Raw genomic sequence first — 12144 nt, 5'->3', positions numbered from 1 at the left:
TGCCTGCGATCATGGCGGCCAACTTCCGCAGGAGTTTCAATGGCAGGAGACGTCACCGTGAGAATGCGCCGCATCCTTTCGCTCGATGGCGGCGGCATCCGTGGCCTGGTCAGCTGCGTCTGGCTGGCCGGCGTCGAAGATGCCCTCGCCCAGGCTGGAAAATCCGGCGGGCTGCTTCGCAACTTCGACCTGATTGCCGGCAGTTCGACCGGCGCACTGATCGCATGCGGACTGGCCATGGGGCTGCCGCCGCAGCAGCTGGCCGACCTCTATCGGCAGCAACGGCACGTGATCTTTCCCGGCATGGCGCAGCGGTTGTGGTCGCGGGCCGGACGGACCTTCACCCAGGGCGTGTCGGCACCGCGCTATGACGGCAAGGGCCTGGAAAAGGTCCTCAGGAACGTCTTCGGCACGACCACGCTGGGCCAGGCGAAGAAGCCGCTGTTGATCACCAGCTACGACACGATTTCGCGAACGCCGATCGTGTTCAAGAGCTTCAAGTCCGAGCACGCGGACCTGCCGATGTGGGACGTGTGCCGTGCGTCGACGGCAGCGCCGACCTACTTCCCGGCGCACCCGATGGTGGTCGAGGGACGCAAGCGGGCGATGATCGATGGTGGCGTCGTCGCCAACAACCCGACCGCCTGCGCGATCGCCGAGGCCCTGCGCAAGGATGCCCGCGTCGACAGTGCCCAGGACCTGGTGGTGCTGTCGGTCGGCAGCGGCGAGCGCAACCGTCCGATCGACCTGAAGTCGGCGCAGGAATGGGGCGCGCTGGAATGGGCCATTCCCATCATCGACGTGCTGTTCGATGGCAACACCGACGCGGTCGATTACATCGCCCAGCACCTGGTGGGCGATGGTTACTTCCGCCTGCAGGCAGAGCTGCTGACCGGGCTGGACGATCTGGATGACGTCAGCGCGACCAATGTCGCCGGACTGGAAGCGATGGCGCAGGCGTATCTGCTGCAGGCGGAGACGCGCAGGAAGCTGGTGGACCTGGTGGGGCGGCTGTAGCGGTCACGCAACCGACAGCCAGGATCAAGAGGGATCCTGGCGTTCGCCGGGATGACGGTGGGGGGGGATTACTCCACCACCACCGGAATCTTGCCGATCTTTGCCTGCCACTCGCGCGGGCCGGTCTTGTGCACCGATTCACCGGTGGAGTCGACGGCGACGGTCACCGGCATGTCCTCCACCTGGAACTCGTAGATCGCTTCCATGCCCAGGTCGGCGAAGCCGACCACGCGCGCGGCCTTGATCGCCTTCGACACCAGGTAGGCAGCGCCGCCGACGGCCATCAGGTAGGCCGAGCCGTGCTTGCGGATCGCCTCGATCGCGGCAGGACCGCGCTCGGCCTTGCCGACCATGCCGAGCAGGCCGGTCTGGCTGAGCACCTGCTCGGTGAACTTGTCCATGCGCGTGGCCGTGGTCGGGCCGGCCGGACCGACGACTTCGTCGCGCACCGGATCGACCGGGCCCACGTAATAGATGAAGCGGCCCTTGAGGTCGACCGGCAGCGGCTCGCCCTTGTTGAGCATGTCGACCATGCGCTTGTGCGCGGCATCGCGGCCGGTCAGCAGCTTGCCGTTGAGCAGCAGCACCTCGCCCGGCTTCCAGCTGGCCACGTCTTCGCGGGTGAGCGTGTCGAGATTGACGCGACGGCCCTTGGACGCGTCGTAGGTCAGCTGCGGCCAGTCTGCCAGCGACGGCGGATCGAGCATCACCGGGCCGCTGCCATCGAGCGTGAAATGCGCGTGGCGCGTGGCCGCGCAATTGGGGATCAGCGCCACCGGCAGGTTGGCCGCGTGGGTCGGGTAATCCTTGACCTTGATGTCGAGCACCGTCGTCAGGCCGCCCAGGCCCTGCGCACCGATGCCGAGCGCGTTGACCTTCTCGAACAGCTCCAGGCGCAGCTCCTCGGCGCGGTTGGACGCGCCGCGCTGCTGCAGCTCGGTGATGTCGATCGGCTCCATCAGCGCTTCCTTGGCCAGCAGCATCGCCTTCTCGGCGGTGCCGCCGATACCGATGCCGAGCATGCCTGGCGGGCACCAGCCGGCGCCCATCGTCGGCACGGTCTTGAGCACCCAGTCGACGATCGAGTCCGACGGATTGAGCATCGCGAACTTGGACTTGGCTTCCGAACCGCCGCCCTTGGCTGCGACGATCACCTCGACCGTGTTGCCCGGCACCACCTTGACGTTGACCACGCCGGGGGTGTTGTCCCTGGTGTTGGTCCGCTTGCCCGCCGGATCGGCGAGCACCGACGCGCGCAGCTTGTTGTCCGGATGGTTGTAGGCGCGGCGCACGCCCTCGTGGACCATGTCTTCCACGCCCATCGTGGCGTCGTCCCAGCGCACGCTCATGCCGATTTCGAGGAACACGGTCACGATGCCGGTGTCCTGGCAGATCGGACGGTGACCCTCCGCGCACATGCGCGAGTTGATCAGGATCTGGGCGATGGCGTCGCGGGCAGCCGGCGACTGCTCGCGCTCATAGGCGGCGGCGAGGTTCTTGATGTAGTCGACCGGGTGGTAGTAGCTGATGTACTGCAGGGCGTCTGCGACGGACTGGATCAGGTCTTCCTGGCGGATCGAAACCGGTGTGCCCGCAGTGGTCTGGGCTGGCGGGGACTTCGGGCTTGCGGCGTTGCTCACGGCGGGCTTCGAGGCTGGCGGCGGGGCGCACATTTTAGCCGGTATCTGACTGCGGTTTCGGGGCGACGCGGCCTTCACATTTCACGCACAGCAAACATGGAACGTTACAGAAACTGAACATCTACACGGCCAGGGCCCGCCTGGCGCCATCCTGAGGGGGTTCCCATGTCGTCGTCGCAACGTCGCAACGCGGCTGCCGGCCGTCTGCTGCTGCCCGCTGTCTTCCTCTCGGCGCTGTCCTTCCCGGCCCTGGCGGTGGAGCCGCTGGACACCTTCAGCATCCGCATCGCCGGGTACATCAGCAAGTTCGATACCCAGCTCCGCGCCGACGGCGAGACCCTGCAAGGCAGCGAAATCGACCTCGAGCGGGACCTGGGCCTGGACGGTGACAGCACGATCGGCCTGATCTCGGCCAGCTGGCGGCCGCTGGAGAACCACGAATTCGGCATCGCCTACTACCAGGACAGCTTCAACTCCAGCCGCACGCTCAACCGCGACATCACCTTCGACGGCGCGGTCTACCCGGCCTCGGCCACCGTGCGCAGCGAGTACAACCTCGATGCCTACGAGATCAACTACAACTGGTGGGTCGCCAACAACGACACCTGGGCGCTGGGACCGCGCCTGGGACTGGTCTGGTACAAGGTCGAGCTGGACATCGGCCTGGAGCTGGACGCGGGCGGCAACCAGGGCGGCGCGGAGTTCGATCGCCAGGTGTCTGCCGACGTGCCTGCCCCGAGCATCGGCGCGAGCTGGCGCTGGACCCCGGCCGATGACTGGCGCATCTATGCCGAAGCCGGCTACTTCACCGCAAAGATCAACGACATCGATGCCGACGTCACCTTCGCCCGCGGCGGCGTCGAGTGGTTTCCGTGGGAGAGCTTCGGCTTCATGCTCGACTACACCTTCAACAACATCGATGCCGATGCCGAAGCCAACCGCTTCGACGGCCGGCTCGAGTTCGAGGACAGCGGCATCCGCCTGGGTGGCGTGTATCGCTTCTGAGTGCATCGCTTTTGAATGCAATGACGCAGGAGCCGGCGTTTCCGGCTCCTGAGCGAACGCCGCGCCAGGGCACCGCGTGAAGATCGCCACGTTCAACGTCAACGGCATCAACACCCGCCTGGATTCGCTGCTGGCATGGCTGCGCGAGGAAGCGCCCGACGTGGCCTGCCTGCAGGAGCTCAAGGCCGCCCCCGGACAGCTCCCGCGAAAGGCCATCGCCGACGCCGGCTACGGCGCGATCTGGCATGGCCAGAAGGCGTGGAACGGAGTGGCCATCCTCGCCCGCGATGCCGACCCGATCGAGATCCGCCGCGGCCTGCCCGGCGATCCGGACGACAGCCAGAGCCGTTACCTCGAGGCCGCGATCGAGGGCATCGTCGTTGTCTGCCTGTATCTGCCCAACGGCAACCCGCAGCCGGGGCCGAAGTTCGACTACAAGCTGGCCTGGTTCGACCGCCTGATCGCACGCGCGCAGCAGCTGCACGACAGCGGCCAGCCGGTGGTGCTGGCCGGCGATTTCAATGTCGTGCCCACCGACGAGGACATCTACAACCCCAAGTCGTGGCGCAAGGACGCGTTGCTGCAACCGCAGAGCCGCGAGCGTTACCAGCGCCTGCTCGCCCAGGGCTGGACCGATTCGTTGCGCGATGTGTTCGGCGAGGAACGCGTGTACACGTTCTGGGATTACTTCCGCCAGCACTGGCAGCGCGATGCCGGATTGCGCATCGACCACCTGCTGCTCAACGGTGTCCTGGCCCCGACGCTGCGGGAAGCCGGCGTCGACCGCTGGGTGCGCGGGCTGGATCGGGCCAGCGATCACGCACCGACCTGGGTCGAGCTCGATCTGCCCTGACGGCGGCATGACGCCGGTCGTCGCCGAAGTGCCCTATCCTGCGACCCCATGCCCGCCCCTTCGACCGCATCCGCCAAACCGAGCCTGCGCGAACGATTCGACGCGCTGCGCAACCTGCCTCCATTCCTGCGGCAGATCTGGGCGACCAGTCCCGGGCTGACGCTGACGACCCTGGGATTGCGCGTAGTGCGCGCGTTCCTGCCCATTGCCACACTGTATGTCGGCAAGCTGATCATCGACGAGGCGGTGCGGCTGGTCGCGGCCGGTAGCGGTTTCGACAGCGTCGGCGAGGCATGGCGAAGCGGGCAGCTAGACACCCTGTCGTGGCTGCTCCTGATCGAGTTCGCCCTGGCGATCGGTTCCGACCTGCTCGGCCGGCTGATCAGCTACGGCGATTCGCTGCTGTCGGAACTGTTCACCAACGTCACCAGCGTGCGCCTGATGGAACACGCCGCCACGCTCGACCTGGAAGACTTCGAAGACCCCGACCTGCAGGACAAGCTGGACCGCGCGCGCCGCCAGACGATGGGGCGAATGAACCTGATGAGCCAGCTGTTCGGCCAGGTCCAGGACGCGATCACCGTGGTGAGCTTTGCCGCCGGATTGCTGGTCTATGCGCCGTGGCTGATCGTGCTGCTCGCCGTGGCGCTGGTGCCGTCGTTCGTTGGCGAAGCGCACTTCAACGCGTTGGGCTATTCGCTCAACTTCGCCTGGACCCCGGAACGCCGCCAGCTCGAATACGTGCGGCAGATGGGCGCGAGCGTGGAAACGGCGAAGGAGGTGAAGATCTTCAACCTCCACCGCTATCTGATCGCCAAGTACCGCGAACTCGCCGACGGATTCTTCCGTGCCAACCGTGCCCTCGCCCGCCGCCGAGCCGCCTGGGGCGCGCTGCTGGCGGCGCTGGGCACGATGGGCTACTACGTTGCCTACGCCTACATCGCCTGGCGCACCGTGCGCGGCGATTTCAGCATCGGCGATCTCACTTTCCTGGCCGGCAGCTTCCGCCGGTTGCGGCAGCTGCTCGAGGGCCTGCTGGTCGGATTCTCGCAGGTGGCCGGACAAGCGCTGTACCTGGACGACCTGTTCTCGTTCTTCGAGATCAAGCCCGAAATCGTTTCGCCGCCGGACGCATTGCCGGTGCCACGCCCGATCGCGCGCGGCTTCGTCTTCGAGAACGTCGGCTTCCGCTATCCCGATGCCGAGAAGTGGGCGCTGCGCGGACTCGACTTCGAACTGCGCGCCGGCGAAGTGCTGGCGCTGGTCGGCGAGAACGGCGCCGGCAAGACCACCCTGGTCAAGCTGCTGGCGCGCCTGTACGACCCCGACGAGGGCCGCATCACGCTCGACGGCCGCGACCTGCGCGAGTACGACCTGGACGACCTGCGCGGCAACGTTGGCGTGATCTTCCAGGACTTCGTCCGCTATCACCTGACCGCCGGCGAGAACATCGGCGTCGGCCAGATCGAAGCGATGGCAGACGGCCAGCGCATCCGCGAAGCGGCGCGGCGGGCAGCGGCCGACGCGGTGATCGAGGGACTGCCCAACGGCTACGACCAGCTGATCGGACGCCGTTTCAAGACCGGCGTCGACCTGTCCGGCGGCCAGTGGCAGAAGATCGCGATTGCACGCGCCTACATGCGCGACGCCCAGGTGATGATCCTCGACGAGCCGACCGCGGCGCTGGATGCACGCAGTGAATTCGAGGTGTTCCAGCGTTTCAAGGAACTCTCGCACGGCAAGACCGCGGTGCTGATCTCGCACCGCTTCAGCAGCGTGCGCATGGCCGACCGCATCCTGGTGCTGGCGCAGGGCCGACTCGAGGCCAGCGGCACCCACCAGGAGTTGCTGGACCAGGGCGGCCGCTATGCCGAACTTTTTGAATTGCAGGCCGCCGGGTATCGTTGACGGCCATGTCTCCACCCCTCCGCACCGGGAGTCTGTCCATGCGCCACCACCTGCACTGCACCGCCCTCGCCTTCGCGCTGTCGCTCTCGCTTGCCGCATGCCAGGCCGAACAAAGCGCCAGCCCGGGCGCGACCGAAGCTGCCGCCAGCGCCACGCCCGCACCCAAGGCGATGCCGATGCAGACCGTCGCCAGTGCGAACGGGCCGGTGCAGGTGACCGAGATTGCGTCCGGCCTATCGCACCCGTGGAGCGTCGCGCTGCTGCCCGATGGCAGCTTCCTGGTCACCGAGCGTCCCGGCCGGATGCGCCGCGTGTCCGCCGACGGCGCGGTGTCCGCGCCGCTGGGCGGCGTGCCGGAAGTCTGGGCACAGGGCCAGGGCGGCCTGCTCGATGTGGTGCTGGCGCCGGACTTCGCCAGCAGCAAGCGCATCTACTTCAGCTTTGCCGAAGCCGGCGAGAACGGCACCGCCGGCACCGCAGTGGCGATGGCCACGCTCGGCGACAGCTCGCTCAGCGACGTGCGCCGCATCTACCAGCAACAGCCCAAGCTGGAAGGGCCGAACCACTTCGGTTCGCGCATCGTCTTCGACGGCAAGGGCCATGTCTTCATCACCCAGGGCGAACGCAACGACCGTCCGACCGCGCAGAAGCTCGACATGCTGCAGGGCAAGCTGGTGCGGTTGAACCTGGACGGCAGCGTGCCCACCGACAACCCCTTCGCCGGTCGCAAGGACGCGCGTCAGGAGATCTGGAGCTACGGCCACCGCAACATGCAGTCGCTGGCGCTCGATCCGCGCACCGGCAAGGTGTGGGAAGCCGAGCACGGCCCGCGCGGCGGCGACGAGATCAACATCCCCGAACCCGGCAAGAACTACGGCTGGCCGATCATCACCCACGGCATCAACTACTCGGGCCTGAAGATTCCCGAAGCCGTGGGCACCTCGGCGCCGGGCATGGAACAGCCGTACCACGTCTGGGAGAAGTCGCCGGGCCTGTCGGGCATGGCCTTCTACACCGGCCATGCCGGATCGAAGTGGGACAACAGCCTGTTCCTTGGCGCGCTGGCCGACAGCAGCCTGATCCGCCTCAGCCTCGACGGCGACAAGATCACCGGTGAAGAGCGCCTGCTGAAGGAGCTGACCTCGCGCATCCGCGACGTGCGCGTCGGCAGCGACGGCAAGGTCTACGTGCTCACCGACGAGGACAACGGCAAGCTGTTGCGCCTGGATCCGCCGGCAGGCTGAGCATCCGACGAAGGATCAGGTGCGGGAGCCGTCTCGCGGCTCCCGCACTCCCGCTCGGAAAGATGAGAATCAGTCTCAGCTTGGCGTGATCGGCTACAATGCCCGCCGGTCTACTCCCCCACCAAGCACCGGCATGTCTTCCGCGTTTGGCACCGAGACGGTGCTGGATGTCCGTCACTGGACGGACGACTACTTCAGCTTCACCACTACCCGCGACGACGGCTTCCGCTTCGAGAACGGCCAGTTCGTGATGATCGGACTGGAAGTGCCGCAGGCGGACGGCTCGATGCGGCCGCTGCTGCGCGCCTATTCGATCGCCAGCGCGAACTGGGAAGAGCAGCTGGAATTCTTCAGCATCAAGGTACCGAACGGGCCGCTGACCTCGCGCCTGAAGTCGATCCAGCCCGGCGACCAGGTCCTGATCGGCCGCAAGCCCACCGGCACCCTGCTGATCCACGACCTGCACCGCGGCCGCAACCTCTACCTGCTGGGCACCGGCACCGGCCTGGCGCCGTGGCTGGCAGTGATCAAGGACCCGGAAACCTACGAGCGCTTCGACCGGGTGATCCTGACCCATGGTGTTCGCAACGCGCACGACCTCGCCTACCGCGACTACTTCGTCAACGAGTTGCCGCGCCATGAGTTCCTCGGCGAGCAGATCGCGGCCAAGCTCAAGTACTACCCGGCGGTGACCCGCGAGGCGTTCACCTTCGACGGCAACGATCACCGCGGCCGCCTGACCGACCTGTTCGAGAGCGGACGGATGATGGAGCACCTGGGCCTGGAGGCGCTGGATCCCGAACTCGATCGCGCCATGATCTGCGGCAGCCCGCAGATGCTGGCCGACTTCCGCGGCATCCTCGACGCACGCGGTTTCACCGCGGCGCCGCGCATCGGCGTGCCGGGCCAGTACGTGTTCGAGCGGGCTTTCGTAGAGAAGTAACCGCGGTCGAGAAGTCATCGTGCCTGCGCTTGCGCAGGCACGGGTCACGCCGGCACGGACACCGGACGGCGCAACCAGCGTTCGGCCTCGAGTTCACTGGTGAACACCGCCGCATCGACGCCGGCATCGCGTGCGTACAGCGCGCAGTACTCCACGTCCTGCACGCCGCGCGACTTCACGTGCGCGATGCGGTAGCGCCACAGCCGCGCGTACTCCATGGCGAGCACCAGCTCCAGCCATTCGTGTTCCTGCATGGCTTCGCCGGTCAACTCGTCGACGAGCAGCACGCCGTTGCCCTGCGCCACTTCCAGCCGGGGCATGATCTCGCGCCAGTAGGCCAGCGTGTTGTCGAGATTTTCCTCGCCGCTTACATGCACGCGCAAACCGAAATCGTGATCTTCGATTTCGACCTGCAACTCGGTCTGCAGGACCTGTCTAAGCATGGCATCACCCCAATGCGGCTTCGATGTCTTTTGCGATCGACTCGGGCTTGTCGGTCGGTGCGTAACGCTTGATGACCCGGCCGTCCCGCCCGACCAGGAATTTGGTGAAGTTCCACTTGATCCCGTCCAGGCCGAGGATGCCACCCTTTTCGTCCTTGAGCCACTTCCATAAGGGGTGGGCGCCGGCCCCGTTGACCTCGATCTTGGCGAACATCGGGAAGGTGACGTCGTAGTTGAGCGAGCAGAAGTTGCGGATCTCCGCCTCGTCCCCGTGCTCCTGGTGGCCGAACTGGTCGCAGGGGAATCCGAGCACGGCCAGCCCCCTGGCGCCGAAATCCCGGGAGAGCTTCTCCAGGCCGGTGTACTGCGGGGTGAACCCGCACTGGGAGGCGACGTTGACGATCAGCAGGACCTTGCCGCGGAACTCGTCCAGCCCGCGCGGCTGGCCATCGATGTCGGTGGCGCTGAAGTCGTAGGCGGTCGTCATGGGGGGAGACTCCGGGACAGTGGCCCTGAGCATAACGCCCGGCCCGGGCAACCGACATCTGAAAACGTTGGCATCCGGCAGCGTACGGCCCACCCGGAGCCCGGGTAAGCGAAGCGCACCCGGGGCCCCGCCCGCCAACCATCCCGGCAAACAACCCCGGCAAACCACCCCGGCAAACCCCGGGTGCGCTTCGCTTACCCGGGCTACGGAAACGACAACGCCGGGGCTGGCCCGGCGTTGTCGGTGTCACTCGATTGCGGCAACCGTCAGGTCAAGCCCTTAGAAGCCGGCCTTGAACTCCACGCCGATCGTGCGCGGCTCATTGATGAAGCCGGTCAGGTTGTTGAAGTCGATGCCGCCGACCACCTGCACCTCGTCGGTGATGTTGCGGCCGAACAGGGCGACGTCGTACTTGCCGTAGTCCCAGGTATAGCCCAGGCGCAGGCCGCCCTCGACCAGCGACTTGCCGGTGAACTCGATCGAGTCGTACAGGAAGAAGTTCACTTCGCTGCGGTAGACCCAGTCGGTGTAGGCGTAGAACTCGCCGCCATTGTCCATCGGGATGCCCCAGCGGACGGTCAGGTTGTGGTTCCACTTCGGCGCCTGCGGCAGGACGTTGCCGTCGATCAGGGCCGCGCCGGCGATCAGCGGGTCGGTCACGGTGCAGGCCGCGCACGGTGCGACGGTGAGATCGGGGTCCTTGATCTCGGTGTCGTTGTAGCTGCTGCCCAGGGTCAGCAGCAGGTCGTCCATCAGGTAGGCCTGGAAGTCCACCTCGAAGCCCTGGCCGGTCGACTTGTCGGCGTTGAGCAGGATGTTGGCGTTGCCGGTTTCGCCGCCCACCGCGGTGAGCTGCTGATCCTTGACCTCGTAGTAGAAGACGCCGGCGTTGATACGCGCGCGCTTGTCCCACAGGTCGGCCTTGATGCCCGCCTCGTAGGAGGTCGAGGTCTCGGGACCGGCGATCGACATGCCGTTGAATGCACCCGCGGCCTGGATGCTGCTGCCGCGGTAGCCGGTGGCGACGCGACCGTACAGGTTCACGTCGTCATTGATTTCGTAGGTGGCCGACAGGTCCCAGCTGAACTTCTTGTCTTCGGTCGATTCGGCCAGGTCGCCATCGGGCTCCAGCGCCGCCAGCTGCTGGATGGTGCACTTCTGGGCGAGCACGCAGGGCGCAAAGCCGGTCTGCCAGTACTCCTCGACATTCAGGCCCTTGTCGTCCCAGGTGTAACGCACGCCGGCACGCAGCTGGAATGCATCGTTGACGTCCCAGGTCGTTGCCGCGAACACGGCCCACGAATCGTTGGTCTGGTTGACGCGCTCGTAACCGTCCTGGATGCCGCCGGCCAGCGAGTCGTAGCTGAAGCTTTCGACGTCGTAGTCTTCGTTGAAGTAGAACAGGCCGGCCTGCCAGTTCCAGGCGCTGTCGAAGTCCGACTCGATGCGGAACTCCTGCGTCCACTGCGAATGCTCGGGAATGCCGTCAGCCGTTTCCGACGCGAACGGAATCACGCCCGGGCCCGACACTGGCAGGAACACGGCGCCGAAGCCGCCGTCGATGTCGCCGCGGCTGTAGGTCTCGACCGACTCGTAGCCGGTGATCGAGTACAGCTTGTAGTCGCCGATGTCCCAGGTCAGGCGCGCGCTGGCGCCCTGGCTGTCGAGCTCGGAGTGGTTGAGGCCGTCGACCGACACCTTGTCCTCATCGAAGCCGTCGACCAGGTCGTTGGTGCCGGGCTTGATGATGTTGGCGCGGAACAGACGCGCGGTGCCGTTGAGGTGGCGCGCGTGTGCATTGAGCAGCGCCTCGAACGACTCGCCTTCGTACAGGAACTGCACGCGGCCGGCCGACTCGTCGTAGCCTTCGAAGCCGTCGTTCGGACCCGGGTAGGTGTTGGTCACCCAGTCGTCGCGACGCTGGAACAGCGCCGAGGCGCGGGCCGACCAGTTCTCGCTGAGGCCGCCGCCGACGGCGCCCTCGAAGTTGACCATGTTGTCGCTGCCGATGCCGAGCTTGCCGTAGCCGCCGAAGTCCTGCGACGGGCGCGCCGACTCGAACTTGACCACGCCGGCCGGGGTGTTGCGGCCGAACAGCGAGCCCTGCGGGCCGCGCAGCACTTCGACGCGGTCCAGGTCGAACACCGGGAAGCCCTTGAGGATCGGGTTTTCCTGGACGACTTCGTCATAGACCAGCGACACCGGCTGCGACGCGTTGAGGCGGAAGTCGGTGTTGCCGTAGCCGCGGATGTAGAAGCGCGGGAAGGCACGACCGAACGAGGATTCGATGTTGAGGCTGGGCACGCGACCGGACAGGAAGCGCACGTCGTTGCCGCCCGAGCCAAGCACGTCGAGCTGCTCGGCGTTGAGGGTGGTGACCGAGACCGGCACGTCCTGCAGGTTTTCGACCTTGCGCTGCGCGGTGACCTCGATGGTCTCCAGCGTGGTGGACTTGCCATTCGTGGCCTGGGCCTGGGCCGGCGGGGTCTGCGCATCCTGCGCGAAGGCAACCTGGGCCGGCAGCATCAGGGCGATGGCGACGGTCAGGGCGTGACGGGGAAGCTTGCGTGCAAGCGGCATGGAAGGCATTGAGCGGTCTCGATG

Annotated in this window: 9 protein-coding genes and 1 pseudogene; 6 read left to right on the top strand and 4 right to left on the bottom strand. The window is 66.5% G+C overall.

From position 1 onward, the window contains the following. Positions 1–63: 63 nt before the first annotated feature. Positions 64–1017: a CBASS cGAMP-activated phospholipase gene (locus MNR01_RS00805; RefSeq protein ID WP_241920681.1), complete on the top strand. Its 954-nt coding sequence runs from the start codon at positions 64–66 to the stop codon at positions 1015–1017. A gap of 68 nt (positions 1018–1085) precedes the next feature. On the opposite strand, the gene MNR01_RS00800 is transcribed toward MNR01_RS00805, so the two are convergent. After that, positions 1086–2657: a fumarate hydratase gene (locus MNR01_RS00800; RefSeq protein WP_241919111.1), complete on the bottom strand. Its 1572-nt coding sequence runs from the start codon at positions 2655–2657 to the stop codon at positions 1086–1088. A 165-nt stretch (positions 2658–2822) separates the two neighbouring features. On the opposite strand from MNR01_RS00800, the gene MNR01_RS00795 reads away from it, so the two are divergent. The 5 genes and pseudogenes from MNR01_RS00795 (at position 2823) to MNR01_RS00775 (ending at position 8610) form a co-directional block, all read left to right on the top strand. Next, the gene (locus tag MNR01_RS00795; protein ID WP_241919110.1) at positions 2823–3662 is read left to right on the top strand and encodes a YjbH domain-containing protein; all 840 of its coding nucleotides are present in this window, start codon (positions 2823–2825) and stop codon (positions 3660–3662) included. Positions 3663–3738: 76 nt separating this feature from the next. Further along, positions 3739–4512 (top strand): annotated as a pseudogene (gene xth, locus MNR01_RS00790) (exodeoxyribonuclease III); the annotation flags it as partial. A gap of 51 nt (positions 4513–4563) precedes the next feature. Further along, positions 4564–6423 (top strand): ABC transporter ATP-binding protein, encoded by a 1860-nt coding sequence (locus MNR01_RS00785; protein ID WP_241919109.1) that lies wholly within the window; start codon positions 4564–4566, stop codon positions 6421–6423. A 38-nt stretch (positions 6424–6461) separates the two neighbouring features. Then, positions 6462–7667, top strand: coding sequence for a PQQ-dependent sugar dehydrogenase (locus tag MNR01_RS00780; protein WP_241919108.1), 1206 nt, complete (start codon positions 6462–6464; stop codon positions 7665–7667). A gap of 133 nt (positions 7668–7800) precedes the next feature. Then, positions 7801–8610 (top strand): ferredoxin--NADP reductase, encoded by an 810-nt coding sequence (locus MNR01_RS00775; RefSeq protein ID WP_241919107.1) that lies wholly within the window; start codon positions 7801–7803, stop codon positions 8608–8610. Positions 8611–8654: 44 nt separating this feature from the next. Here MNR01_RS00775 and MNR01_RS00770 read toward each other — a convergent pair whose 3' ends face one another. From MNR01_RS00770 to MNR01_RS00760, 3 genes are all read right to left on the bottom strand, one after another. Next, entirely contained in the window at positions 8655–9053 is a 399-nt protein-coding gene (locus tag MNR01_RS00770; RefSeq protein ID WP_241919106.1) for a hypothetical protein, read from the bottom strand. 4 nt (positions 9054–9057) lie between these two features. Further along, a complete protein-coding gene (locus tag MNR01_RS00765) occupies positions 9058–9540 on the bottom strand; it encodes a glutathione peroxidase (RefSeq protein WP_241919105.1) in 483 nt (160 codons plus the stop codon). A gap of 279 nt (positions 9541–9819) precedes the next feature. Next, positions 9820–12120, bottom strand: a complete 2301-nt coding sequence (locus MNR01_RS00760) for a TonB-dependent receptor (protein ID WP_241919104.1) — start codon at positions 12118–12120, stop codon at positions 9820–9822. Between the last annotated feature and the right edge of the window lie 24 nt (positions 12121–12144).

The sequence above is a fragment of the Lysobacter sp. S4-A87 genome, assembly GCF_022637455.1.
GTDB lineage: Bacteria > Pseudomonadota > Gammaproteobacteria > Xanthomonadales > Xanthomonadaceae > Lysobacter_J.
Note: the sequence above shows the minus strand (reverse complement) of the source record. Positions and strands in the feature narration are given on the sequence as shown.

Bases quoted from the DNA above. Each gene is read 5' to 3' on its own strand.
- MNR01_RS00805 (WP_241920681.1), top strand. From the start codon at position 64: ATGCGCCGCATCCTTTCGCTCGATGGCGGCGGCATCCGTGGCCTGGTC.
- MNR01_RS00795 (WP_241919110.1), top strand. From the start codon at position 2,823: ATGTCGTCGTCGCAACGTCGCAACGCGGCTGCCGGCCGTCTGCTGCTG.
- MNR01_RS00785 (WP_241919109.1), top strand. From the start codon at position 4,564: ATGCCCGCCCCTTCGACCGCATCCGCCAAACCGAGCCTGCGCGAACGA.
- MNR01_RS00780 (WP_241919108.1), top strand. From the start codon at position 6,462: ATGCGCCACCACCTGCACTGCACCGCCCTCGCCTTCGCGCTGTCGCTC.
- MNR01_RS00775 (WP_241919107.1), top strand. From the start codon at position 7,801: ATGTCTTCCGCGTTTGGCACCGAGACGGTGCTGGATGTCCGTCACTGG.
- MNR01_RS00770 (WP_241919106.1), bottom strand. From the start codon at position 9,053: ATGCTTAGACAGGTCCTGCAGACCGAGTTGCAGGTCGAAATCGAAGAT.
- MNR01_RS00765 (WP_241919105.1), bottom strand. From the start codon at position 9,540: ATGACGACCGCCTACGACTTCAGCGCCACCGACATCGATGGCCAGCCG.
- MNR01_RS00760 (WP_241919104.1), bottom strand. From the start codon at position 12,120: ATGCCGCTTGCACGCAAGCTTCCCCGTCACGCCCTGACCGTCGCCATC.